The following is a 23,709-nucleotide window of genomic DNA, read 5'->3' as shown; positions in this document are numbered from 1 at the left end:
TACGTCGCCGGGCCGGGCGTGCGCGAACCGTCAGCGGGACTGGGCGACGTGCACCAGGGCCTGGATCAGAGACTCGGCGCTGGGCGAGTCGGCCACGACGTCGACACGCAGGCCGATGGCCGCCGCATCCCGCGCCGTCCGCGGCCCGATGCAGGCCACCACGGTCGATTCGGGGATCGGCCCGAGTTGATCCTGCACCTGCTGCGCCACGCTTCCGGAGGTGACGAGCAGGGCCTGGACGGTGCCGGCCGCGACGTCCGCGACGACGCGCTGGTCGACCGGGACGCCGATGGTACGGTATGCGACGACCGATTCGACGTCGTGGCCGATCCGGCGCAGCCCCTCGGTCAGCAGTGGCTTGGCGATTTCCGAGCGGAGGGTGAGGATGCGCAGCGGCACCTGGCCCGAGGTGGCCGTTTCCCACTCCTCGAGGAGTCCCCGGGCCGAGTTGTCTTCGGAGGGGACGATGTCGACCCGGTAACCGGCCGCGATCAGGGCCGCGGCCGTCGTCTCGCCGACCGCCGCGATGCGCGTGGACGCGGCCACGACGGCACGGTGCGACGACAGAACGTCGACGGTCGTGGCGCTGGTCACGGTCATCCAGTCGAAGTCGCCCGCCGCGAGGCGTGCCAGGGCGGCCTCGAGCGCGGGGGCGTCGTCGGTCGGGGCGAAGTTGATCATGGGGGCCACGATCGGCTGGGCGCCCTTGGAGCGCAGGTCGGCGGCGACGTGGTCGCCCCACGGGCCGCCGCGCGGCACGAGAACCCGCCAGCCGGTGAGCGGCTTGGCGAGGCTGGTTTTTGTCTTGTAGCGCGAGTTCATCACGAAGTCACCTTCATCGGGGCGAAGTCGGCAGCGCCGCCGGCGAGCAGGTCACACGAAACACGGTTGGACACGTCTTGCGCGGCCTCGGCCAGGTGCGCAAGGGAGTGGGAGTCGGGGGTCGCGGCATGGGAGCTCACGACGCTTCGGGAGCCGTCCGGGCTGTACACCGTGGCGGTGAGGAACAGGAGTCCATCGTCGATCGCGGCCATGGCGCCGATGGGCGCGGCGCAGCCGGCTTCGAGCCGCTCCAGCACCAGACGCTCGGCCATGACGGTGGTCTGGCTGGTCGAGTGGTTGATCGCAGTGAGGGCCGTGGCGAGAGTACGGTCGAGCTTCCCGTCGCGCACCTCGAGCGCGAGCGCTCCCTGGCCGGGTGCGGTCGGCCAATCCGACAGTTCCAGGTATTCGCCGTCCACGGACTCGAGCAGCGCCAGCCGGCTGAGGCCCGCGGCGGCGAGCACGACGGCGTCGAGGTCGCCCACGGCCACACGGTTCAGACGGGTCTCCACGTTGCCACGGATGTCCACGACGTCCAGATCCGGGCGCAGCGATCGCAGCTGAGCGGCCCGGCGCGGTGACCCTGTGCCGACTCGCGCGCCCTCGGGCAGGGTGGTCAGGTTCAGCCCATCGCGGGCGCACAGCACGTCGCGCGCATCCGCACGCTTCGGGGTGGCGCCGATCCGGAGACCCGGGTAGGCGGCCGTCGGCAGGTCCTTGAAGGAGTGCACGACGACGTCGCATTCTTCGGCCAGGAGCGACTCCCGCAGGGCGCTGGCGAAGACGCCCGTGCCGCCCAGGCTCGACAGAGACTCACGGGAGGTGTCGCCGTGCGTCGTGACCGTGACGATTTCGACCTCGGAGCCGGACGCGGTCGCGATGCGGTTCGCAATCGCAGTGGTCTGCGCCAGGGCGAGCGCGCTGCCACGGGTTCCGACGCGGATCAGGCTCACGGAGCCATCCCGGCGACGGCCGGCTTGAATCCCAGGCGCACGTTCTCGCAGCAACCGGGGCGGCAGACGTCGTACCAGGGTCCGAGGTCGGTCTCGTGCGGACGAGCGTCGGCGGGCGTGTCGTTTATACGCTCCTCAACCAGGTCGATGAGCCCGCTCACGAAGGCCGGGTCGACGCCGGGCGTCGGCACGCGCACGGACACCAGGCCGAGGTCCCCGGCGGTCTCGGTGGCCTCGTTGTCGAGGTCCCACATGACCTCCATGTGGTCACTGACGAAGCCGAGCGGCACGATGACGATGGCACGGATGCCCCGCTCCGGCAGCAACGCGATGGCGTCGTTGATGTCGGGATCGAGCCACGGCATGGTGGGCGGCCCGCTGCGGGACTGGAAGACCAGCTGCCACGGGGTGTCCACCCCGACCATGACCTTCTGGGCGACGGCGAGGTGCTGCGCCGCATAGGCGCCACCCTCGCCGAAGCCGCGCTCGGCCGGGCCGCTCTTGTTGGCGTCGGTCATCGGGATCGAGTGGGTCGAGAACAGGATTTCGACCTCGGTGGCCAGGTCGATTCCGGGGACCTGGGCCGCGACATCCGCGAGCCCCTTCTGGAGGGCGGTCACGAACGGGGTGACGAATCCGGGGTGGTCGAAGAACTGGCGCACCTTGTCGATGTGCACCACGCCCTCCAACCCGGTCGCGGTCAGCGCGGCCGCGAAGTCCTCACGGTACTGGCGGCAGCCGGAGTAGGAGCTGTAGGCGCTGGTGGCGATGGCCAGGAGCCGGGTCTGGCCGTTGTCGTTGGCCTCGCTGATGGTGTCGCGCAGGTAGGGTGCCCAGTTGCGGTTGCCCCAGAGCACGGGCAGGTCGATGCCGCGACGTTCCAGTTCGGCCTGGAGCGCGGCGCGCAGCACACGGTTCTGGTCGTTGATCGGGCTGACCCCGCCGAAGTGGCGGTAGTGCTTGGCGACCTCTTCGAGGCGCTCCTCGGGGATGCCGCGCCCACCGGTGACGTTGCGCAGGAACGGGATCACATCGTCCTGACCCTCGGGGCCGCCGAAGCCGGCGAGCAGGATGGCATCGTAGGTAGTCATTACTGCAGAACCTCCACCAGTTCGGCCGTCGAGATGCGGCGGCCGGTGTAGAACGGGACCTCTTCGCGCACGTGGCGGCGCGCCTCGGTGTTGCGCAGTTCGCGCATCAGGTCGACGAGCTCGGTGAGCTCGTCGCTTTCGATCGGCAGCAGCCACTCGTAGTCGCCGAGGGCGAACGAGGAGACGGTGTTGGCGATGGCTCCGCGGAAGGCCGCGCCCTTGCGTCCGTGGTCGGCGAGCATGGCGCTGCGCTCGGCCTCCGGCAGCAGGTACCACTCGTAGCTGCGCACGAACGGGTAGAGGGTCAGCCAGCCCTTCGGCTCCACTCCGCGCAGGAACCCAGGCACATGGCTCTTGTTGAACTCGGCGTCGCGGTGCACGCCCATGGCGTTCCAGGTCGGCAGGAGGCTCTTGAGGAGGCGGCTACGACGCAGCTGGCGGTGGGCCCACTGCAGGGTCTCGGCGTCCGGTGCGTGGGTCCAGATCATCACGTCGGCGTCGGCGCGGAGCCCGGAGACGTCGTAGAAGCCGCGGACGGTGACGCCCTCGGCCTCAACCAGACCGATGACGTCGTCGAGCTCCAGTACGGCTCGGGGCACATCGTGGCCGTCGAGGTCGTCCGGGTTGCTCGGATCCTTGCGCAGCACAGCGAAGAGCGTGAAACCCTGCGGCGACGCGTCTGGCACGTCAGTCGATCCGTGGGTCTCGGCAGAGGTGGTGGAGTGAGGTGGGTTTACTGCCTCTCCGGCAGCCGGGTGAGTCATAACTACTAGTCTCTACTCCTTTGCCGCGAGAGCCAAAACTGCGCGGTCGGGTACCGGCTTCCGTTGGCCTCAGCGGCGCTGCACGCCCCTGACACCGAGCCAGACGGCGCCCACCGCGACCGTGGCCGCGCCCAAGACGATGCCGGCCAGTGCGAGGGGATTCTTTTCGCCGAGTTCCCGCAGGCGCACGTTGACCAGGCGCGAGCGCACGCGCAACTGCCTCGGCACGTTGAGCCGGTACTCGATCGCGTCGAGCGTTTGCGCGAGTTCGACGCGGGCACGGGCGACCTCGGCGCGCAACTCGGTCTTGGTGCGCGGAACGGCCTCAACCGTGACAGCTTCGACGCTCCCGCGGACGGCCTCATGTGTCGTCGTGTTCACTTCAGTGCTCATATTTGCCAATTCCCTTGAGGGCGTCGACGTCGCGACGGATGCTCTCCGTCACGCCGTCCGGATCCGATGACGTTCCCGCCTGCAGCCGGTTTCTGCCGATCAGCCCCAACAGGAGCGCGAGCAGCAACAGGGCGACCGCCACGATCAGGGTCGCGAGCCAGAGCGGCAGGACGAGGGCGAGCGCGATGACCGCGAGGGCGACCAGCACCAGGGCCGCGAAGAACGCGAACAGGGCCGCCCCGACGAAGAGCCCGATGCCCAGCCCGATGTTTTTGGCCTTACCGGCGAACTCCGCCTTGGCCGCGTCGAGTTCGGCCTTGACCAGGGCGACGATCTGACCGGGCAACTCACCGAGAAGGTCGAACGTCGATTTCCGGCTCTTCGGGTTGAATTCGCTGTTTCTCACAGTTTCCCCTTCGTTCGGAGTGTCGCGGTGATTATTTCGTGGCGGTGTCGCCGGCGGCCGTCGTCGGTGCGGGCGGCGTCGGCGTCGGCGTCGGCACGGTGTAACTGGTTCCGGACGTCTTGGACGTCTTGGACTGCAGGACCGAGGCGATCTTCTTGCCGGTCTCGAGGAGTGCCGACGGCACATCCCCGACCCGCTCGAGCGCGAAGTCGCGGGCCTCGTTCACCCGGCGCTGAACGGGCGGCGCGTTCCACAGGTTGTCTGCCGCGGCCACGATCTGGTCGTAGCGCTTGCGCCCGGCGCGCGCGCCGAGGACGTATCCGACGAGTCCACCCGTGATGAACAGAAGCTTTCCCCGCATTGTGACTCCATTCATCAAGGTGCACGTGTCCCTCAGAGTATCCCCCATTAGGGATAGCAGCAGGTCGGCGCGGCCGGTGACCCGGTGATCAGATGCCGAGGGCCGCGTGCCGGGTGCGGGAGGCCGCGGCGACGGCATCCGGGATCACCGAGGCCAGGCCGGTGCCGGCGAGCCACGCACCCGTGAGTTCGAGCCCCGGGGTGGCGGCCACGACCTCGCGCACCTGGTCGACTCGCTCGGGCGCGCCGACGGTCGCGGGCGAGAGGGCATCGCCCCAGACCGTGCGCGCGAAACCGCGCACGGCGGTCGCGTCGAGGTCGACGCCCAGGATCGTGCGGGCGTCCGCCAGGGACAGCGCGAGGAGCTCGTCATCGCGGAGAACGGCGGTGGGGCTGTCCTGGCCGGCGCGACCGTAGGACAGACGGATGACGTGTCGGCCCGGTCCGGCGGCCTCGGCCAGCCACTCCCACTTTGCGGTCACGTGGGTGAGCGCCTTGGCGGTGACCCCGGGGGTCGCGGCCGCGACCAGCACGCCGGTGCCGCGCGGGTGCACGTCGAGCTCCGGGGCGTCGATGACGATCGTGGCCAGCTCGATCGCCGTCGGCTGCGGCCAGTCGAGTTCGGCGAGCGCCGCATGGGCCGGGCTCAGGCCGGCCAGTAGGCCGAGCGCCTGCGCGCCTGGAGTCGCGATGATCACGAAGCGGGCGTCCAGGGTGGTCTCCGCCGCCGCGGCTGCCGGCGCGTCTGCGTCCGCCGCCGTGTCCGGTGCCACGCAGGTGGCCGTCCAGGTGGCCGTCCAGGTGGGCGCGTCCTCGGTGCCGGAGCGCTGCAGGGCGGTGACCGGGGCATCCGTCACGATCTCGGCGCCGAAGTGCACGAGGTCGGCCACCAGAGCGGTCACGAGCCGGAACATGCCGCCGCGGAGCCCGGACACGTTCGAGCCGGCCGGGGCGCCGGAGCGCAAAGACAGCACGGCCCCGGAGAGCGAACCCGTCACCGTGAGGGCGGAGTTGAGGCCCGGGGCCACGACGTTGATCTCGAGATCGTCGGCAGCGGACGAGTACACCCCGGCGGTCACGGGTTCGACGAGCCGTTCGAGCACGCGGCGCCCCATCCGCTTGCGCACGAGTTCACCCAGGCTGTGTTCCCGGCCGATCGTCAACACCGGCATCAGCCGGTCCGCGTAGGCGCGCCAGGCGCCACTCCAGCCGATCACGCGGCGCACGTCGTCGGCGAGCGGAGAACCGGGGATGCCGAGCACGCCGGCCTTGGGCAGCGGAACGCTGACCGAACCATTCGGCACGCGGTCGTCGGGCAGGTGCAGCCAGGCGCCGGCGGGGTTCGGCGCGACAACCTCGTCGGACAGGCCGAGGTCGGCGATGAACTCGGCCACCACGTCCCGCCGCACGGCGAAGCTCTCGGCACCGCTGTCGAGGGTGAGGCCGGCCACCTGGTGGCTGCCGAGTGCTCCGCCCGGCACACCGGTGGCTTCGAGCACGGTCACGCTGAGTCCGACCCGGGCGCAGGCTCGGGCGGCGATCAGGCCCGCCACCCCTCCACCGATGACGATGACGTCTTTCATTCGCGCCCCCTGAGCCTGCGTGCGATTGTCAGGACGCGGACGGCGCGGCGGCCGGGGCTTCCGGGCCGGCGCCGGCCGGGTTGGCGGAGACCGCGGTGACCTCGTGCACGAAGGCCACCAGGCGAGTCAGCACGTTCGGGTCGGTCATCGGCGGAACGCCGTGTCCCAGGTTCAGCACGTGGGACGGTGCCGTGCGCCCACGCTCGAGCACGTCAAGGACATGCGCTTCGAGCACCGGCCACGGTGCCGCGAGGAGTGCCGGATCGACGTTGCCCTGCACCGGGACCAGTCCGCCGAGGCGACGGTTGGCTTCATCGAGCGGCACCCGGTAGTCGACTCCGACGACGTCGGCGCCCACCCCGTGCATCTCCCGAAGCAGCTCGCCCGTGCCCACTCCGAAGTGCACGACGGGCACGTTGCGGCGCACGGACGCGACGCCGTCGGCATCCGTGCCCGCGGCGCCCTCGTCATAGGTGAGGTCGCGCACGTGGGCGATCGCCGCGGTGGAGGCAGGAGCGACGAAGCGCGTGTAGTCGGCCAGCGAGAGCGCGCCGGCCCAGGAGTCGAATAGCTGGGCGGCGCTGGCGCCGGCCAAAACCTGCGCGCGCAGGAATCGTCCGGTGACCTCGGCCGTCCACTCCATCAGGGTGGCCCAGGCGTCGGGGTCCGCATGCATGAGCGTGCGGGCGTTGATGTGGTCTTTCGACGGGCCGCCCTCCACGAGATAGGCCGCCAGCGTGAACGGGGCCCCGGCGAATCCGATCAGCGGCGTCGAGCCGAGCTCGGCGACGGTGCGCGCGACCGCCGCGGTGATCGGGGCGAGGTTCCCCTCAAGCACGGCCGGGTCGAGAGCAGTGAGCTCCGCGACATCCTTCGCCGTGCGCACGGCCGTGCCGAGGACGGGGCCGGTGCCTGCGACGATCTCGACGTCGACGCCCACGAGCTTGAGAGGGATGACGATGTCGCTGAAGAGGATGCCGGCGTCGACGTTGTGGCGGCGCACCGGCTGCAGCGTGATTTCGCTCGCCATCTCCGGGTCGAGGCAGGCGTCGAGCATGCGCGTACCGACCCGCAGCGAGCGGTATTCGGGCAGCGAACGGCCGGCCTGGCGCATGAACCAGACGGGGGTGACGTCTGGCCTGGTGCCCTGGTAGGCGCGGATGAGGCGTGAATCGGCTGTGAGTCCGGTTGCGAGTGGGTGTTGCGCATCGAGTTTCATTATCTTGATTCTGTCAAACTTCCGACACTCGGGCGATTCGGACCCTCAGCCACAGGTCGTAGACTCATCAAGTGTTGATCTGCCTGTCCGCCAGCCATAAGAACTCCAGCTTTGACGTGCTGGAGAAATTGTCTGTCGGTGCGAACGACACGGCGGGTGGCATTCTCGAGCGGCATCCGGCCCTGGTCGGTGCCGTGGTCGTGGCCACCTGCAACCGGTTCGAGGCCTACCTCGACCTCGACGAACCGTTGGGCTCCTCCCCCCTTTCGGCCGTGCACGCCGCCATCGACGGCGTCAGTGCGAGCACCGGCGTGGCCGTCGACGTTCTGCGGAACACCCTGGACCTGGTGCACGGCAGCGGCGTCGCCGAACACCTCTTCGCCGTGACGAGCGGCCTCGAATCGGTGGTCGTCGGCGAGGGCGAAATCGCCGGCCAGGTTCGCCGCTCCCTCGAGCAGGCCCGGCTCTTCCGCACCACCAGCCCCGAACTCGAACGCCTCTTCCAGCGTGCGTCGCAGACCTCGCGGGGCGTCAAGAACCGCACCGGCATCGGAGCCGCGGGGCGTTCACTCGTGCGCCTGGCCCTCGAACTGGCCGAAAGCCGCGTCACGGACTGGGCCCAGACCCGCGTGCTCCTGGTCGGCACCGGCCGGTACGCGGGGGCCTCCCTCGCCGCGCTGCGGGACCTCGGCGCCGAGGACGTGCGGGTGTACTCCCCTTCGGGCCGCGCTCAGAAGTTCGCCACCTCGCATCAGATCACCGCCGTCGCCGAGTCGGCGTTCGCCATCGAAGCCGCCGAGGCCGACCTGATCCTCACCTGCACGACCGCCGACACCCACGTGATCGACGCGGCCCTGCTCCACTCGGGCCGCGCACTCTCCCTGCAGCTCCCGGCCGCCGAAGCGCGCACACTCCCCTCCTGCCCGATGACGGATGCCCCGACCGAGATTCCGCGCCGGCTCATCATCGACCTGGGTCTGCCGCGCAACGTCGACCCGGACGTCACCGACCTGGCCGGCGTCGAGCTGCTCGACCTCGAGACCATCCGCATCCACGCGCCGCTCGAGGAGCTCAACGCCACCAGCGACGCCCGACTGCTCGTGGGTCGCGCCGCCCGCAAGTTCTCCGCGGTCGCCGAGGAGCAGAGCCTCGCCCCGGCCGTCGTGGCCCTCCGCAGCTACGTCTTCGACCTGCTCGACGGTGAGATCGACCGGGCGCGCAACCGCGGCGACAACAGCGAGCAGACCGAGGCGGCCCTGCGCCACTTGGCCGGCGTGCTTCTGCACACCCCGATGGTGCGATCCCGCGAGCTGGCCCGAGCGGGCGAGCAGGCCGCATTCCTGACCGGACTCGATGCCCTGTTCGGCATCCAGGTTGAGCTGCCCGCCGCCGGGACCGCAGCCACGGCCGCCGATATCGGCCCCGCGGCATCCTGACGGTGGGCGGCCTGGCCCTGCACGGTGCGAGCGTGCTCGGCACGGCCGGGATCTGCGGGTGAGAGCCGTCTGGTTCGACGCGTTCGGTGCCGTACCCGAGTTGAGGGAGGTTCCAGACCCGGTGCCGTCCGCGTCCGGGGTCGTCGTGCGAGTGGAGGCCACCGGCCTCTGTCGCAGCGACTGGCACGGCTGGCTCGGGCACGACGCCGGCATCGCCCTGCCGCACGTTCCGGGCCACGAGCTCGTCGGTGTGATCGACGCCGTGGGGCCCGAGGTGCGCCGCTTCGCCGTGGGCCAGCGCGTCACCGTGCCGTTCGTCTGCGCCTGCGGCGACTGCCCGGAGTGCCGGGGCGGCAACGGCCAGGTCTGCCGCAATCAGACCCAGCCCGGCTTCACCCACTGGGGCTCCTATGCGGAGCGGGTGGCCCTGCACAACGCCGACGTCAATCTGATCGCGATTCCCGTGGGACTGGATGCCGGCGCCGCCGCACTGCTCGGCTGCCGCTTCGCCACCTCCTATCGCGGCCTCGTGCATCAGGCCCGGTTGCAAGCGGGCGAGTCCCTCGTCGTGGTCGGCTGCGGCGGCGTCGGTCTCTCCGCGGTCATGATCGGCGCGGCGCTCGGTGCGACCGTGATCGCCGTGGACATCAGTGCCGCGGCCCGTGAGACGGCCGCGCGAGTGGGCGCGACCTTCACGGTGGACTCCGCCGGGCTCTCGAACGATGAGGTGGTGGCGCGGATCCGCTCGGTGACGGGAAGGGGCGCGGATGCGGGTTCGGGCGCGCAGGTCAGCGTCGAGGCGCTCGGCCGGGAGAGCACGGTGGGCATCGCCATCCGTTCTCTGGCAACCCGGGGGCGTCACGTCCAGATCGGATTGCTGGCGGAAGACCCACGGCTTCCGCTCGGCGACGTCATCGCCCGAGAACTGACCGTGATGGGCAGCCACGGGATGCCCGCGGGGGACTATCCGGCCCTGCTGGCCCTGGTCACCTCCGGCCGGCTGCGCCCGCAGGACCTGATCGGCCGCCGTCTCAGTCTGGCCGAGGCGCCCGCCGCCCTCGCCGCCATGAGCGACCCGGCCGCGCCGGGCGGCGTCACCCTGATCGAGCTCGCCCGCCCCTGAACTCGTGCGGCGGCTGCGGCAGCGGCGGCTCGCCAGGTATCCGTCTCCCTCCCCCTGTGGGGCCAACTCAGGAAAACCGGTGTGTCCGGGCGCCGCGGTGCCGCCGTTCCGGGACCGCCGAGGCTCGCCCGCGAGACTTCTCCTGAGTTAGCACCCCACCGGCACCGGCACCCCACCGGCCCCAGCCCGCAGCGCGCGGCCGGCAGACTCGGCTACGCGCCGCGGAGCCGCTCGGCCAGGTAGGCGTCGAGCCTGTCGAGCGGCACGCGCTCCTGCGCCATGGTGTCGCGGTCACGCACGGTGACGGCCTGGTCCTCGAGCGAATCGAAGTCGACCGTGACGCAGTACGGGGTGCCGATCTCGTCCTGGCGGCGGTAGCGGCGGCCGATGGCGCCGGCGTCGTCGAAGTCCACGTTCCAGGACTCGCGCAGCCGCGCGGCGAGGGACTTGGCCATCGGCGAGAGCGCCTCGTTGCGGGACAACGGCAGCACGGCGACCTTGATCGGCGCCAGGCGCGGGTCGAGTTTCAGCACGGTGCGCTTGTCGACGCCGCCTTTCGCGTTGGGCACTTCCTCCTCGTGGTACGCGTCGACCAGGAACGCCATCAGCGAGCGGGTCAGTCCGGCCGCCGGCTCGATCACGTAGGGAACCCAGCGCTCGTTCTTCGTCTGGTCGAAGTAGGACAGATCCTTGCCGGATGCCTCCGCGTGCGTCCTGAGGTCGAAGTCGGTTCGGTTGGCAACACCCTCGAGCTCGCCGAATTCGCTGCCGCTGAAACCGAAGCGGTACTCGATGTCCACGGTGCGCTTGGAATAGTGCGAGAGCTTCTCGGCCGGGTGCTCGAACAGGCGCAGGTTGTCGACGTTGATGCCGAGGCCGGTGTACCACGTCAGGCGCTGGTCGATCCAGTACTGGTGCCACGTCTCATCCGTGCCCGGCTCGACGAAGAATTCCATCTCCATCTGCTCGAACTCGCGGGTACGGAAGATGAAATTTCCCGGGGTGATCTCGTTGCGGAAGCTCTTGCCGATCTGGCCGATTCCGAACGGCGGCTTCATGCGCGCAGCCTGCAGCACGTTGGCGAAGTTCACGAAGATGCCTTGCGCGGTCTCGGGGCGCAGGTAGTGCATGCCGGCCTCGTCGTCGACCGGGCCGAGGTAGGTCTTGAGCAGGCCGGAGAAAGCGCGCGGTTCGGTCCAGATATGCCGGTTGCCGCAGTTCGGGCAGGGGATGCCGTCGATGCCGCCCTCGGGCGGGCGGCCCTTCTTCTCCTCGAATTCTTCCTCGAGGTGATCTGCGCGGAATCGCTTGTGGCAGCTCGTGCACTCGACCAGCGGGTCGCTGAAGACCTCGACGTGACCGGATGCCTCCCACACCTTGCGGGGAAGGATCACCGAGGAGTCGAGGCCCACCACGTCGTCGCGGCTGGTGACCATGAAGCGCCACCACTGCTTCTTGATGTTCTCCTTGAGCTCCACGCCCAGCGGCCCGTAGTCCCAGGCGGACCGGGACCCACCGTAGATTTCACCGGCCTGGAACACGAACCCGCGGTGGCGGGCAAGGGCGATGACGGAATCGAGGCGGGAGAGGGCGGCCACGGGGCTCCAATGGTCGAGAGGGCGGGGGATCTGGAAAGCACACAGGACAGGCAGAAGCCGCCCGGCGCTCCGTCCATTTTAGGCGTCCGTCCGGAAGGTGCCGCCAAGCTGTTAGCCTTGCTAAGGATTTCCGCAGTCCTTGCGGGTACCTCAAAGGAGAGATCATGGGCACCAAGCCCCGCACGCCACACGAATCAGCCAAGCGGGGTGAGGAGCTGGACCGGGATCCCCTCCTGTTGCCCGTTGCTCTCGACCAGATCACCCACGACGCCGAGGAAGCGCACTGGACCCCCCTGAAGGTCGGGATCTGGGGCGGCATCTCGCTGCTCGGCGGGCTGAGCTGGGTGATGCTCGCCGTTGTTCGCGGCGAGACCGTCAACGCCATCTGGTTCGTCTTCGCCGCCGTCTGCACGTACCTGATCGGTTACCGTTTCTACTCCAACTACATCCAGAAGCACCTGCTGCACCCCGATGACCGGCGCGCGACGCCGGCCGAGTACAAGGCCGATGGCAAAGACTTCGCGGCCACGGACCGCCGGGTTCTCTTCGGTCACCACTTCGCCGCTATCGCCGGCGCCGGACCGCTCGTCGGCCCCGTGCTGGCCGCCCAGATGGGCTACCTGCCCGGCACGATCTGGATCATCGTCGGTGTCGTGCTTGCCGGCGCGGTGCAGGACTACATGGTGCTGTTCTTCTCAATGCGCCGCGGCGGACGCTCCCTGGGTCAGATGGCCAGGGACGAACTCGGCAAGGTGGGCGGCACGGCCGCCCTCGTCGCGACTCTGGCGATCATGGTCATCATCGTGGCCATCCTCGCCCTCGTCGTCGTCAACGCCCTCGCGGACAGCCCCTGGGGCGTCTTCTCGGTCTCGATGACCATTCCGATCGCCCTGTTCATGGGCGTCTACCTGCGCTTCTTCCGCCCGGGCCAGGTCACCGAGGTCTCGATCATCGGCTTCATCCTGCTGCTGGCCGCCATCATCGGTGGTGGCATGATCGCGGACACCGAGTGGGGCTCGACCTTCTTCGCCATTGAACCGCTGCCCCTCGCGATCGGCATCATCGTCTATGGCTTCGTGGCTGCCATCCTTCCGGTCTGGCTGCTGCTGGCCCCCCGGGACTACCTGTCCACCTTCATGAAAATCGGCACGATCGGGATGCTGGCAATCGCCATCATCATCGTCCGCCCCGAGATCTCGGCCCCGGCCGCCAGCGAGTTCGTGAACGGCGGCGGCCCCGTGGTGAGCGGCTCGCTCTTCCCGTTCCTCTTCGTCACCATCGCCTGCGGCGCCCTGTCCGGCTTCCACGCCCTGATCGCCTCCGGAACGACGCCGAAGCTGATCGAGAAGGAACGCCAGACCCGGTTCATCGGTTACGGCGGAATGCTGATGGAATCATTCGTCGCCATCATGGCGCTCGTCGCCGCGCTGTCGATCGACCGCGGCATCTACTTCGCCATGAACTCCTCGCCGGCCCTGACCGGCGGCACCGTTGAGGGTGCTGTCACATTCGTGAACAGCCTCGGCCTGACCGGCGTCAACCTGACCCCCGAGATGCTCACCGAGACCGCGAAGAACGTGGGCGAGGAGACCATCGTGTCCCGCACCGGCGGCGCCCCGACCCTGTCGGTCGGCCTCGCCAACATCATGCACCAGCTTGTGGGCGGCTCGGGGATGATGGCGTTCTGGTATCACTTCGCCATCATGTTCGAGGCGCTGTTCATCCTGACCGCCGTCGATGCCGGAACCCGCGTGGCCCGGTTCATGCTGCAGGACAGCCTCGGCAACTTCTTCCCGAAGTTCAAGAACACGTCCTGGCGCCTGGGCGCCTGGGTCACGACCGGGATCATGGTCGCCGCCTGGGGTGCCGTGCTCGTGATGGGCGTCACCGACCCGCTCGGTGGCATCAACACCCTGTTCCCGCTGTTCGGAATCGCGAACCAGCTGCTGGCGGCCATCGCCCTGGCCGTCTGCCTGGCGATCGTGGCCAAGCGAGGGCTGTTCACGTACCTCTGGGTTGTGGCGCTGCCGCTGACCTTCGCCGCCGTCGTGACCATCTACGCGTCGTTCCTGAAGATCTTCTCGACCGTTCCCGGCGTGGGCTATTTCGCCCAGAATCGAGCGTTTTCCAACGCTCTGGATGAGGGACTCACCAGCTTCGGCACGGCGAAGACCGTCGAGGCGATGGAGGCGGTCGTGCGCAACACGATGGTGCAGGGCATCCTTTCGATCCTGTTCGTCGTGCTGGCCATCATCGTGATGGTCACCGCCGTGCAAGCCACCTGGAGGTCCTACAAGACCCGCAGCTTCGGCACCAACGAGGATGACGCGGTGGCGTCGCAGATGTTCGCCCCGTCCGGCTTCGTGGCCACTCCGGAAGAGAAGAAGCTGGCCGCACGTTGGGACGCCCAGATCGCCCAGGCCAAGCTGGTCAAGGCAGGGAGGACGACCCGCCGATGAATCTGCTCGCCAGTGTTCGCCGCGGCGCGAAGAGCTTCGCCTGGTTCATGAGGGGGGTCATGGGTGAAGACGCCTACGACAAGTACAAGGCCCACCATGAGGCCCACCATGAGGCCCACGACGAATCGATTCATGACCCGGATGCCGCCGCCTGCTCCGGACCAGTGATGATGACGGAGCGCGAATTCTGGCGCGACCAGACCGACCGCCAGGACATCAACCCCCAGGGTCGGTGCTGCTGAGCGGTTGCGCCACCATCACCCAGGGCTGCCCCCGCGAAGTATTGCTTCGCGGGGGCAGCCCCGTTTTCCTGTTTTCGCCGGCGACGCCGGTCAGTGCACGTATTCCAGCAGGTCGAGGCCGACCGCGCGCATCCCGTCGAGCACCGCGAGCCGGGACGAGAGGCGGGTGTCCGCGAAGGACATCGAGACCATGTAGGTCACCCCGGCGCGCGGGCCGCGCAGAATGCCGATCTCACTGCGCACGCCGGCATCCGTTCCGGTCTTGTTGACCAGCAGGAGGCCGTGATCGCCGGACCGATGCGCGAGCGGGTCGAGCCCGAACGCGCTGGCGACCATGGACAGGTCGGCGCCGAGCGACAGCCAGCCGAGCACGCGCTCGCTCGCCTCCGCATCGACGACCTCCCCCCGGGCCAGCGCCGTGAACAGCCAGGTGAGCTCCTTGGCGCTGCCGACCGAGAGCTGCGGCGCGTCATCGGGCCCGCGCCGGTCGCGCACAAGGTCGAGCAGGGCGGTGCGGCTGAGTCCGAGCTGCTCGGCGCGGGACCGCACCGCGTCCAGGCCGACTGCGCGGAGCAGCACATTGGTGGCCAGGTTGTCGTTGGTGGCACCGATCAGCGCAGCGAGGTCGGCGATCGGCAGCGAGGGAGCCTGCAGGTGCTGCCAGAGGCCGGATCCGGCGACCGAATCGGACACGGTGCGATCGAGGATCGTGTACGCGCCGAAGTCGGCGTCGCGGAGCCGGGCGGCGACCTCGGTCAGCAGAAGCACCATGCCGATGCCGGCGGTGGGCATGACCACGTGGTCGTCCACGGAGAACAGCACCCGGCCGGTGACCAGATCGGTGGCGCGGGCCGAAACCTGCACCCCGTCGACCGCGAGGTCACCGAGCGCCTGGAACCCGCGGCCGAAGTTCGCCGTGGCGTCCACGCCGCCGTGCCTGCCGCGGCGCGCCGATGAGTGGCGAGACCGGCGCTCTGAGTCCTGGGATGGCATGGCCACAGTGGGCAGGTCCTTACGTAGATTCGGGCTGCTCGACCCCCGTGACGCGGACTGACGGTCGCGCTGAGGTCACCAGATCGTAACGCGCTTCTCCGGGTCCAGCCAGAGAGCATCGTCCGGGGTGACGCCGAACGCCGTATAGAACTCGTCGATGTTGCGCACGATCTGGTTGCAGCGAAATTCGTTGGGCGAGTGCGGGTCGATCGAGAGCAGGCGGACGGCCTCCTCGTCACGCATCTTGAGCTGCCAGGCCTGTGCCCAGGAGAGGAAGAAACGCTGGGTGCCGGTGAGTCCGTCGATCACGGGTGGTTCCTGGCCGTCCAGCGAGATCAGGTAGGCCTTCCAAGCGATGGAGAGCCCGCCGAGGTCGCCAATATTCTCGCCGATGGTGAGTGCGCCGTTCACGTGGTGGTCGGGAACCTGGTGCGGGGCGAGCCCGTTGAACTGCTCGATCAGGGAGCTGGTGCGCTCGTCGAAGGCCGTGCGGTCTTCTTCGGTCCACCAGTCGGTGAGCAGCCCGGTGCCGTCGTATTTCGAGCCCTGGTCGTCGAAGCCGTGGCCGATCTCGTGGCCGATAACGGCGCCGATCGCGCCGTAGTTGGCGGCGGAATCGCGGGCATCGTCGAAGAACGGCGGCTGCAGGATGGCGGCCGGGAAGACGATCTCGTTGAAGCCCGGGTTGTAGTACGCGTTGATCGTCTGCGGGGTCATGAACCACTCGTCGCGGTCGAGGGGGTTGCCGATCTTGCCCAATTCCCGCTGGAACTCGAACTCGCTTGTGGCGCGAACGTTCTTGATCAGGTCGGCCGGGTCGATCGAAAGGGCCGAATAGTCACGCCACTTGACCGGGTAGCCGATCTTGGGGGTGAACTTCTCGAGCTTGTCGAGCGCACGGGCGCGCGTCTCCGCGGTCATCCAGTCGAGTTCGGTGATGCTACGGCGGTAGGCCTCGACCAGGTTGGCCACGAGTATGTCCATGCTCGCCTTCGCGCTGGGCTTGAAGTGCCGCTCGACGTAGATGCGCCCGACGGCCTCGCCGAGCGCCCCCTCGACGAGCGAGACGCCACGCTTCCAGCGCTCGCGCAGTTGGGGCGTGCCAGTCAGGGTGCGACCGTAGAAGTCAAAGCTGGACTCGACGAAATCGCTCGACAGGAACGCGGCGCTGGAACGGATGATCTGCCACCGCAGCCAGTCCTTCCAACCCTCGAGCTGGTCCTCGGTGAGCATCTCCGCCAGACCGGTCACGAAGCTGGGCTGGCGCACGACAACCTCGTCGAGAGCACCGGCCGGGCCGTCGAGCCCGTCAAGCCAGAGGTGCAGGTCGGCGCCGGCGGCCAGCGCGGTGACCTGACCCCAGGTCTTGAGGTTGTAGGTCTTCTCGCTGTCGCGCGAGCGCACCTTGTCCCAGTGGTGGGTGGCGAGCTCGGTTTCGAGAAGGAACACGCGCTCGGCGCGACCGGCGGCGTCCGCGGTACCGACGAGGCCGAACATCCGGGTCAGAAACGCCTGGTAGGCCTCCCGGATCGCGGCAAACTTCTCGTCGCGGTAGTAGGACTCGTCGGGGAGGCCGAGCCCGCCCTGCTCGACGAAGACGAGGTAGCGCTCGGGGTCCCCCGGATCGTTGTCGACGAAGAGACCGAAGGCGCCGGACACGCCCGCGCGCTCGAGACGGCCGAGGGTGCCGAGCAGCTCGGGGATGGAGGTGACGGCGTCGACGGTGGCGAGATCGGCCGCGAGCGGGGTCGCTCCGAGCTCTTCGACGCGGTCCTCGTCCAGGAAGCTGGCATAGAGATCACCGAATTTGCGCTCCTCGGTGCCGGGGGCGGCGGTCTGGGCTTCGAGGATGATCTCCCGGACGGCCTTCTCCGATTCCTCGGCGAGCAGGTAGAACGAGCCCCAGCGGGCCTTATCGGCCGGGATCTCACTGCGGGCGATCCACTTGCCGTTCACATGGCGGAAGAGGTCGTCCTGCGGACGCACCTCGAGGTCAAGTTCGTCGCGGTCGATTCCGGATGCGGTCCCCTGGTCAGTCATGCCTCCACCCTATTCGCACTTGCCGGTGATCGAGCCTGTCGAGACCCGGTCGAGGCCCGCTCGAAACTAGAGCGCAAGATCGCGGCGACGGATGCCCACGCCGGCCAGCACCGCGCCGGCCAGGGCGAGGCCCAGCATCCACCAGGCGCCGCTCCAGTCGACGTCGGCGGCGCCGATCGTCGGCGTGTGGGTGAACGGAGACAGGTTGAGCAGCCAGTCGGGCAGGCCGAACAGCTCGCCAAACTCGCCGATGAACGCCGCGCCCAACAGCACACCCCAGCTCAGGCCACTGCTGAGCCGCGGCACGAAGGCGAAGAGCAACGCGGCGATCGTCAGGACGAGCAGCGCGGCCGGCGCCTGGGCCACCCCGGAGGCCACGGCGCTGGCCACCCGGTCGGCCGTGTCGGTGGTGCCGGCGGCACCTGCCTCGGGCGACGAGGCGAGCCCGGCCGCGGCGCCCCCGGCGGCCTCGAGCAGCACCAGCGCGATGGCGACGGTGCCCACGAGGAGGTAGTCGACGAACCAACGGCCGCGGCGAAGCGGCAGGGCGAGCAAAAGCTCGGCGGAACCGTTGACCTCCTCCTGGCGCATGCGGATCATCGCCTGGGTTGCCGCCGCAGCAGCGATCACGCCCACCAGACCGAAGATGGTGTCCGTGAACAGGTCGATGATCGACGCCCGGCCGCCCGCCATCCGGGCCAGCGTATCGCCGATCTGCGAGCTCGACTCGACCAGTTCGACCACGGTTTCGCCCAGGGTTCCGGCGAGGACGCCGAGAACCAGGCCGGCAAGGGCCCAGCCGATCGTCGGCGCCCGCTGCAACCGCCAGGCCAGGCCGAGCGAACCGCCGAGTGTGCCCGATGCGTGCTGGGGGCCGGGCCGCTCTCCGATCAGGCTCGAGCCGAGGTCGCGCCGATGCTGCAGCAGCACGACCATCGCCACGAGCACGGCCGCGAGGGCCAAATCGAGCAGGAGCGGAGCCGGCCGATTCGTGCTGAACGCCTCCGTCTGCTGACCCCAGCCGATGGGTGACAGCCAGCTCGGCCAGGCACTGGTCATGCTCAGCCCGTCGGCGGATGCGGTGCCGCCGGCGTCGCCGAAGGCCCGCAGGGTGTAAGCGAGACCGATGAGCGCCGCCCCCAGGCCGTTCGCGCCACGGGAGGTGGGCATCACCTGGCCGGCCAGAAGCCCGACCCCGAGGAAGGTGATCCCGGTGGCGGCGACCGCGGCTCCGGTGGTGATCGCACCGGCGGCATCCAGCCCGGAGGTAAGCAGACCCAGCGTGACGGCCACCCCCGCGGCCAGGGCCGCGGCGATGCCGTGCAGCGCCGTCGCCAGCAGCGGGACCAGTCGGCCGGCGGGCGTCGCGGCGATCAACTCGGAGCGGCCCGACTCCTCCTCGGCGCGGGTGTGGCGTACGGCAAGGAACGTGCTCATGAAGGCCACGAGCGTGGCGAGGAAGGCGAAGATGAGGAAGAAGGTGACCGCGTGCTCACCCGGTCGCAGAGGTGTTCCACCTCGGAGAGAATATGGCTCGAGAGCAGAACGCCGACGCCATCCGCCGTCGCGGCCTGCAGCTCCCGGCGGAAGACGGCTTCCATCAGCGGATCGAGGCCCGAGGTCGGCTCGTCGAGGATGAACAGGTCGGCCGGGGCTGCCAGGGCCGCGATCAGCGCGACCTTCTGCCGGTTGCCCTTCGAGTAGGTGCGGCCCTTCTTGGTCGGGTCGAGCTGGAAGGCGTCGACGAGGTGCGCCCGGCGCGCACGATAGGCCGCAGCGTCCGCCGTTCCACCACGCAGCCGGCAGAGCAGGTCGATCGCCTCACCGCCGGACAGGTTGGGCCACAGGCTGACGTCGCCGGGGACGTAGGCGATGCGGCGGTGGAGGGCGACGGCATCCGTCCACGGATTCCGGCCGAAAACCGTGGCGGCTCCTCCGCTCGGGCGGTAGAGGCCCAGCAGCACGCGGATGGTGGTGGACTTGCCGGCCCCGTTCGGGCCGAGGAAGCCGTGCACCTCGCCGGGGGCGACCGTGAGGTCGAGTCCGTCGAGGGCCCGAACCCGGCCGAATCGCTTCTCCAGTCCTCGGGTCTCAATGACGCTGCTCATGCTGCCCAAGTTACGCCCCTCCGTCGCCCGTCAGTGGAGCGGCCCGCTCCAAAGGTTCCCACCCCGGCGGTCGAGCCCGTCGATACCAGAGGCCGAACTCCCGCCTCAGATCCGCTTGCTCGGCAGTGCGATCAGTGTCTGCTTCGGGTCGTTCTCGACCGGTGGTCGGAGCCAGTACTGGTTTCCGGTGCGGGTGATCTTCCAGTGCTGGTTGTGTAGCAGCAGGTGGTGCGGGTGGCAGAGCAGTACTCCGTTGGCGAGGTTGGTGTTCCCGGTGTCCTTCAGCCACTCGTTGATGTGGTGGGCCTCGGACCAGGCCGGTGACCGGTCGCAGCCGCCCCAGAGGCATCCGCCGTCACGTACCCCATTGCGGTCCGCTGTGCCTCGGTGAAGAGTCGTTCGTCGCGGCCGACGTCGATGATCTGGGCTTCCGCGTCGAACTTGATGCCGCGGGTGCCGGTCTCGCAGAGCAGCCGGTCGATGGTTTCCTGCGAGATCGGCACCGGGTTGCCCTCGATCTGCCCGTGAGCGGCGGGTTCGGTCGTTCCCGGCTCTTCGCCCGGGACCGCCGTGAGCGCCTTTTCGGTCACGATGACCCGCACCGAGGGTCGGCGGCCGCCGCAGACCCGGCCCGGGTCGGCCTCGCCGGCGATCTTCAGCAGCTGCAGCAGAGAGTCCGCGGCGATCTGGTCGGTGCTGCGGGGGTCGTCCTGCATCTTCTTCGCCCAGGCGGTAGATCTTCAGGTAGCGGTCGTCGTGGGTTTGCTTCTCGCGGGCGGCGATGCCGGCCTCGTCGAGCCGGTCGCGCATCCGGCGGGCCCGTTTGAAGACCTCGTCGGCATTCACCGTTGACGCCTCGGTGAGGAGCGCCGCGAGGGCCGCCGCGAGCTTCTCCGCGGTGACCGAGGCGTCGATCTGGCCGAGTCCGGCCCGAATCGACTCGGCCGCGTCGACGGAGAGGGTGCCGGCGGTCACGGCCCGGGCGATCGGCGTCGGGCGTCGAGAGCGTCGAGAGCGCCTCGTCGACCAGCTTGTCGGCCGCCTCGGTGTCGGCCATCATCGTGCCGACCGCGACGAGCTTGTACGCATCGCCCTTCGAGGAGCCGGTCCAGTTCTGGATGAGGGCCTCCGGCGAGAGGAACCCCTGCTGCGCGGCCAGCCCCGACTGGCCGAGCTCCGGGCGGGACGGACGGACGGGAGCGACGGGACGGGAACCGTCGGAGGTCGGGTCGCCGGGTCTCGACAGGCTCGACCACCGGGCGGGATCTACGACGGTGTTCGGAACGGCTGAACTAGAGTCTTGGGATCACCATCACCGTGCTTCGCCCGCAGCCCATCGACCGCGAGATCCTGCGCCTCGCCATTCCCGCCGTCGGCGCGCTCATTGCCGAACCGCTCTTCCTCCTCGCCGACTCCGCCATGGTCGGGCACCTCGGCGCCGTTCCTCTGGCGGGACTCGGCCTGGCCAGCGCCGTGCTTCAGACGATCATCGGCCTGATGGTCTTCCTGGCCTACAGCACCACGCCCGCCGTGGCCCGGTGGCTCGGGGCCGGCGACCGCCGCCGTGCGGTCGCCGTCGGCATCGACGGGCTCTGGCTGGCCCTCGGCCTTGGCGTGCTGCTCGCCATCGCGGGCTGGTTCGCCACTCCCCTGCTGGTCGGCGCCTTCGGAGCCGAGCCCGCCGTCACCGCCGCGGCCGCCAGCTATCTGGGCCTCTCAATGTTCGGCTTGCCGGCCATGTTGCTCGTCTTCGCGGCGACCGGCCTGCTCCGTGGGCTGCAGGACACCCGCACCCCACTGTGGGTGGCGGGGATCGGGTTCTCGGCCAACATCCTGCTGAATTCGGTGTTCATCTACGGCCTGGGTCTCGGCATCGTCGGGTCCGCCCTCGGTACGGTCGTCGCCCAGTGGGCGATGGTCGCCGTCTACCTGGCCGTCGTCGGCCGCCACGCCCGCCGCGAGGGCGCGCCGCTGCGCCCGCATCGGGCCGGGATGCTGCGGGGCGCGACATCCGGTGGCTGGCTGTTCCTGCGCACGGTGAGCCTGCGTGCGGCGATGCTGCTCGCGGTGTTCGTGGCCACAAACCTCGGTTCTCCCGAGCTGGCCGCCTTCCAGATCGCGATGACCCTGTTCGCCACGCTGGCGTTCGCCCTTGACGCGCTCGCGATCGCGGCACAGGCGCTGGTGGGCCGTGGCCTCGGCGCCGGCAACCTGGCCGAGGTGCGCGCTGTGCTCAGGCGCTGCCTCGAATGGGGTGTGCTGAGCGGGGCAGCCCTCGGGCTGCTGGTGATCGCCGCGAGCGGCGTGCTCGGCCGAGCGTTCACGAACGCGACCGAGGTCAGCGGCCTGCTGCCGGCGACCCTGATCGTGCTCGGGCTATCCGTTCCGCTCGGCGGGGTGGTCTTTGTGCTCGACGGAGTGCTGATCGGCGCCGGCGACGCGCGCTACCTGGCCCTGACCGGGCTGGTGAACCTGGCCGCCTTCGTGCCGCTGGCGATCGCGGTGCTGGTGCTGGCACCGTCGGGGGCCGCGGGGCTGGCCTGGCTGATGGCCGCTTTCACGTTCGGCTACCTGGGTGCCCGCGCGGTGACCCTCGGGCTGCGCGCCCGGGCGGCGAAGTGGATGGTCGTCGGCGCACGCTGACACCGGGGCATCCCGGGCCGCTAACGGTCGCGGCGCAGCTCGGAAAGCGGGCGCAGGTTCTCCCGTGCGTCGGCCTCCGCGACCTGCGCCGGAAGGCCAGGCGAGGCGACGGCGGTTCTAGCTGAAGGAGTCGCCGCAGGCGCAGCTGCTGCCGGCGTTCGGGTTGTCGATCGTGAAGCCCTGCTTCGCGATGGTGTCCTCGAAGTCGATCGAGGCACCCTCGAGGTACGGCACGCTCATCTTGTCGAGCACGACCCCGACGCCGTCGAAGTCCACGACGACGTCGCCCTCGAGAATGCGCTCGTCGAAGTAGAGCTGGTAGATCAGGCCGGAACAGCCTCCGGGCTGCACGGCGACGCGCAGGTTCAGGTCTTCGCGACCCTCCTGGCTGAGCAGGCTGCGCACCTTCAGCGCGGCGGCGGCGGTCAGACCGACGCCGTGGGCCGGTGCGATGGGGGCAATGGTGTCGGTCATGGGACTCCTCGGACTTCACGTTGCATGGACGCGTCGGGACCGCTCCGCTTGAGCGTTTCGCCTGCGCGAGTATCCAGACACTCTAAGCTCCCGCGGCCGTTCTGCGAACCCCGGAGGCTGCCGCCGGCATCCGCTGCGCGCCCGCGCCTCCCCGACGACCCCGCGACAACCTGCCGGTGACCCGCCAAAGCGAGCCGAAGTGTAGCCAGATGAAACCCTGAAGCCTAGGGTGAAGTGTTCTCGTTTTTTTTATGCGCGTGGTCCAGATGACCGCGACGCAGCACGGCGTGGCCCTGATTGTCTTTGATCTCTCAGCGGTGCGCACCTGAGCCGTCCTCACAACTCGTTCTCAGCCGGTCTCCTCACGGAGTCCGGCTCGGGATGACCGGACTAATATCCGGGTTGCCGGGATGGCAGAAGAGGTAAATATGTCTGACGTCCTGCTTGACCGCCCCGAACTTGCGGGGCTTGGTGTCTACGAATTCGGGTGGTCCGACTCCGATGCTGCTGGTTCCTCCGCCCGCCGTGGGATCTCGCCGGAGGTGGTGACTGATATCTCCAATCTCAAGGGCGAGCCTGAGTGGATGCTGCAGCGTCGCCTCAAGGCCCTTGAGTTGTTCGAGCGCAAGCCGATGCCGACCTGGGGTGCTGACCTGTCGGGCATCGATTTCGACAACATCAAGTATTTCGTGCGTTCCACGGAGAAGCAGGCCCAGACGTGGGATGACCTGCCCGAGGACATCAAGAGCACCTATGAGAAGCTCGGCATTCCCGAAGCTGAGCGTCAGCGTCTTGTCTCCGGTGTCGCGGCCCAGTATGAGTCTGAGGTGGTTTACCACCAGATCAACGAGGAATTGGCTGCGCAGGGTGTCATTTTCATGGATACCGACACGGCGTTGAGGGAGCATCCGGAGTTCTTCGAGGAGTACTTCGGCACGATCATTCCCTCCGGCGATAACAAGTTCGCGGCGTTGAACACCTCGGTGTGGTCGGGCGGCTCTT

The 23,709-nt window shown here is 69.1% G+C and carries 21 protein-coding genes and 2 pseudogenes; 7 read left to right on the top strand and 16 right to left on the bottom strand.

What is annotated here, in order from left to right:
• Positions 1 to 30: 30 nt before the first annotated feature.
• The 9 genes from E3O18_RS00535 to hemE all read right to left on the bottom strand — a co-directional run bounded on the left by E3O18_RS00535 (position 31) and on the right by hemE (position 7,591).
• Positions 31 to 822: a uroporphyrinogen-III synthase gene (locus E3O18_RS00535; protein ID WP_134394455.1), complete on the bottom strand. Its 792-nt coding sequence runs from the start codon at positions 820 to 822 to the stop codon at positions 31 to 33.
• Positions 822 to 1,775 carry a hydroxymethylbilane synthase gene (gene hemC / locus E3O18_RS00530; RefSeq protein ID WP_134394431.1) on the bottom strand — a complete coding sequence of 318 codons (954 nt, stop codon included), beginning with the start codon at positions 1,773 to 1,775 and terminating at the stop codon, positions 822 to 824. The genes E3O18_RS00535 and hemC overlap by 1 nt, the downstream gene beginning before the upstream one ends.
• The gene (locus E3O18_RS00525) at positions 1,772 to 2,866 is read right to left on the bottom strand and encodes a ferrochelatase (RefSeq protein ID WP_134417208.1); all 1,095 of its coding nucleotides are present in this window, start codon (positions 2,864 to 2,866) and stop codon (positions 1,772 to 1,774) included. The genes hemC and E3O18_RS00525 overlap by 4 nt, the downstream gene beginning before the upstream one ends.
• Positions 2,866 to 3,552 (bottom strand): hydrogen peroxide-dependent heme synthase, encoded by a 687-nt coding sequence (gene hemQ, locus E3O18_RS00520; protein WP_241976533.1) that lies wholly within the window; start codon positions 3,550 to 3,552, stop codon positions 2,866 to 2,868. Before hemQ ends, E3O18_RS00525 begins: the two co-directional genes overlap by 1 nt.
• 147 nt (positions 3,553 to 3,699) lie before the next feature.
• Positions 3,700 to 4,023 carry a DUF3618 domain-containing protein gene (locus E3O18_RS00515; RefSeq protein WP_134394434.1) on the bottom strand — a complete coding sequence of 108 codons (324 nt, stop codon included), beginning with the start codon at positions 4,021 to 4,023 and terminating at the stop codon, positions 3,700 to 3,702.
• Positions 4,013 to 4,429 carry a phage holin family protein gene (locus E3O18_RS00510; RefSeq protein WP_166784576.1) on the bottom strand — a complete coding sequence of 139 codons (417 nt, stop codon included), beginning with the start codon at positions 4,427 to 4,429 and terminating at the stop codon, positions 4,013 to 4,015. The genes E3O18_RS00515 and E3O18_RS00510 overlap by 11 nt, the downstream gene beginning before the upstream one ends.
• 31 nt (positions 4,430 to 4,460) lie before the next feature.
• The gene (locus tag E3O18_RS15960) at positions 4,461 to 4,790 is read right to left on the bottom strand and encodes a hypothetical protein (RefSeq protein ID WP_166784860.1); all 330 of its coding nucleotides are present in this window, start codon (positions 4,788 to 4,790) and stop codon (positions 4,461 to 4,463) included.
• A gap of 88 nt (positions 4,791 to 4,878) precedes the next feature.
• A complete protein-coding gene (hemG, locus tag E3O18_RS00505; RefSeq protein ID WP_134394436.1) occupies positions 4,879 to 6,372 on the bottom strand; it encodes a protoporphyrinogen oxidase in 1,494 nt (497 codons plus the stop codon).
• Positions 6,373 to 6,400: 28 nt separating this feature from the next.
• On the bottom strand, positions 6,401 to 7,591 hold the full coding sequence (gene hemE / locus E3O18_RS00500; protein WP_134394437.1) for a uroporphyrinogen decarboxylase: 1,191 nt from the start codon (positions 7,589 to 7,591) through the stop codon (positions 6,401 to 6,403).
• Between the two features lie 71 nt (positions 7,592 to 7,662).
• Between hemE and E3O18_RS00495 the strand changes: the two genes are divergently transcribed.
• Together E3O18_RS00495 and E3O18_RS00490 are read left to right on the top strand one after the other, a co-directional pair.
• Positions 7,663 to 9,027, top strand: coding sequence for a glutamyl-tRNA reductase (locus E3O18_RS00495; RefSeq protein ID WP_134394438.1), 1,365 nt, complete (start codon positions 7,663 to 7,665; stop codon positions 9,025 to 9,027).
• A 58-nt stretch (positions 9,028 to 9,085) separates the two neighbouring features.
• Complete coding sequence (locus tag E3O18_RS00490) at positions 9,086 to 10,150, top strand: alcohol dehydrogenase catalytic domain-containing protein (protein ID WP_134394439.1); 1,065 nt, start codon at positions 9,086 to 9,088, stop codon at positions 10,148 to 10,150.
• A 212-nt stretch (positions 10,151 to 10,362) separates the two neighbouring features.
• Here E3O18_RS00490 and E3O18_RS00485 read toward each other — a convergent pair whose 3' ends face one another.
• Positions 10,363 to 11,748, bottom strand: a complete 1,386-nt coding sequence (locus E3O18_RS00485; protein WP_134394440.1) for a glycine--tRNA ligase — start codon at positions 11,746 to 11,748, stop codon at positions 10,363 to 10,365.
• 164 nt (positions 11,749 to 11,912) lie between these two features.
• On the opposite strand from E3O18_RS00485, the gene E3O18_RS00480 reads away from it, so the two are divergent.
• A complete protein-coding gene (locus E3O18_RS00480) occupies positions 11,913 to 14,207 on the top strand; it encodes a carbon starvation CstA family protein (RefSeq protein WP_134398947.1) in 2,295 nt (764 codons plus the stop codon).
• On the top strand, positions 14,204 to 14,449 hold the full coding sequence (locus E3O18_RS00475) for a YbdD/YjiX family protein (RefSeq protein ID WP_134417204.1): 246 nt from the start codon (positions 14,204 to 14,206) through the stop codon (positions 14,447 to 14,449). Before E3O18_RS00480 ends, E3O18_RS00475 begins: the two co-directional genes overlap by 4 nt.
• Positions 14,450 to 14,539: 90 nt before the next feature.
• Here the strand turns inward: E3O18_RS00475 and E3O18_RS00470 are convergent, their stop codons facing one another.
• From E3O18_RS00470 to E3O18_RS00450, 5 genes and pseudogenes are all read right to left on the bottom strand, one after another.
• The gene (locus E3O18_RS00470) at positions 14,540 to 15,376 is read right to left on the bottom strand and encodes a serine hydrolase (protein WP_241973522.1); all 837 of its coding nucleotides are present in this window, start codon (positions 15,374 to 15,376) and stop codon (positions 14,540 to 14,542) included.
• Between the two features lie 141 nt (positions 15,377 to 15,517).
• Positions 15,518 to 17,482: a M13-type metalloendopeptidase gene (locus E3O18_RS00465; protein ID WP_134417202.1), complete on the bottom strand. Its 1,965-nt coding sequence runs from the start codon at positions 17,480 to 17,482 to the stop codon at positions 15,518 to 15,520.
• Positions 17,483 to 17,548: 66 nt separating this feature from the next.
• A complete protein-coding gene (locus tag E3O18_RS00460; protein WP_134417200.1) occupies positions 17,549 to 18,919 on the bottom strand; it encodes a polyketide antibiotic transporter in 1,371 nt (456 codons plus the stop codon).
• A gap of 53 nt (positions 18,920 to 18,972) precedes the next feature.
• Positions 18,973 to 19,590: pseudogene (locus E3O18_RS00455) on the bottom strand (ABC transporter ATP-binding protein); the annotation flags it as partial.
• A gap of 281 nt (positions 19,591 to 19,871) precedes the next feature.
• Positions 19,872 to 20,306, bottom strand: a complete 435-nt coding sequence (locus E3O18_RS00450; RefSeq protein WP_277870872.1) for a DUF222 domain-containing protein — start codon at positions 20,304 to 20,306, stop codon at positions 19,872 to 19,874.
• A gap of 107 nt (positions 20,307 to 20,413) precedes the next feature.
• Here E3O18_RS00450 and E3O18_RS16385 point away from each other — a divergent pair, with 107 nt between their 5' ends.
• Entirely contained in the window at positions 20,414 to 20,881 is a 468-nt protein-coding gene (locus E3O18_RS16385; RefSeq protein ID WP_241978092.1) for a hypothetical protein, read from the top strand.
• A 20-nt stretch (positions 20,882 to 20,901) separates the two neighbouring features.
• Positions 20,902 to 22,233: an MATE family efflux transporter gene (locus E3O18_RS00445; RefSeq protein WP_241973290.1), complete on the top strand. Its 1,332-nt coding sequence runs from the start codon at positions 20,902 to 20,904 to the stop codon at positions 22,231 to 22,233.
• A gap of 117 nt (positions 22,234 to 22,350) precedes the next feature.
• Here the strand turns inward: E3O18_RS00445 and E3O18_RS00440 are convergent, their stop codons facing one another.
• A complete protein-coding gene (locus E3O18_RS00440; protein ID WP_134396073.1) occupies positions 22,351 to 22,707 on the bottom strand; it encodes an iron-sulfur cluster assembly accessory protein in 357 nt (118 codons plus the stop codon).
• A 428-nt stretch (positions 22,708 to 23,135) separates the two neighbouring features.
• Between E3O18_RS00440 and E3O18_RS00435 the strand changes: the two are divergent.
• Positions 23,136 to 23,709: pseudogene (locus tag E3O18_RS00435) on the top strand (Fe-S cluster assembly protein SufB); the annotation flags it as partial.

The organism is Cryobacterium sp. TMT2-42-4 (assembly GCF_004402645.1).
Lineage (GTDB): Bacteria > Actinomycetota > Actinomycetes > Actinomycetales > Microbacteriaceae > Cryobacterium > Cryobacterium sandaracinum.
This window is presented reverse-complemented; position numbering and strand designations above follow the sequence as displayed.

Bases quoted from the DNA above. Each gene is read 5' to 3' on its own strand.
- E3O18_RS00475 (WP_134417204.1), top strand. From the start codon at position 14,204: ATGAATCTGCTCGCCAGTGTTCGCCGCGGCGCGAAGAGCTTCGCCTGG.
- E3O18_RS00450 (WP_277870872.1), bottom strand. From the start codon at position 20,306: ATGCAGGACGACCCCCGCAGCACCGACCAGATCGCCGCGGACTCTCTG.
- E3O18_RS00440 (WP_134396073.1), bottom strand. From the start codon at position 22,707: ATGACCGACACCATTGCCCCCATCGCACCGGCCCACGGCGTCGGTCTG.
- E3O18_RS00480 (WP_134398947.1), top strand. From the start codon at position 11,913: ATGGGCACCAAGCCCCGCACGCCACACGAATCAGCCAAGCGGGGTGAG.
- hemG (WP_134394436.1), bottom strand. From the start codon at position 6,372: ATGAAAGACGTCATCGTCATCGGTGGAGGGGTGGCGGGCCTGATCGCC.
- E3O18_RS00535 (WP_134394455.1), bottom strand. From the start codon at position 822: ATGAACTCGCGCTACAAGACAAAAACCAGCCTCGCCAAGCCGCTCACC.
- E3O18_RS15960 (WP_166784860.1), bottom strand. From the start codon at position 4,790: ATGCGGGGAAAGCTTCTGTTCATCACGGGTGGACTCGTCGGATACGTC.
- E3O18_RS00515 (WP_134394434.1), bottom strand. From the start codon at position 4,023: ATGAGCACTGAAGTGAACACGACGACACATGAGGCCGTCCGCGGGAGC.
- E3O18_RS00460 (WP_134417200.1), bottom strand. From the start codon at position 18,919: ATGAGCACGTTCCTTGCCGTACGCCACACCCGCGCCGAGGAGGAGTCG.
- hemE (WP_134394437.1), bottom strand. From the start codon at position 7,591: ATGAAACTCGATGCGCAACACCCACTCGCAACCGGACTCACAGCCGAT.
- E3O18_RS00525 (WP_134417208.1), bottom strand. From the start codon at position 2,866: ATGACTACCTACGATGCCATCCTGCTCGCCGGCTTCGGCGGCCCCGAG.
- E3O18_RS00465 (WP_134417202.1), bottom strand. From the start codon at position 17,482: ATGACTGACCAGGGGACCGCATCCGGAATCGACCGCGACGAACTTGAC.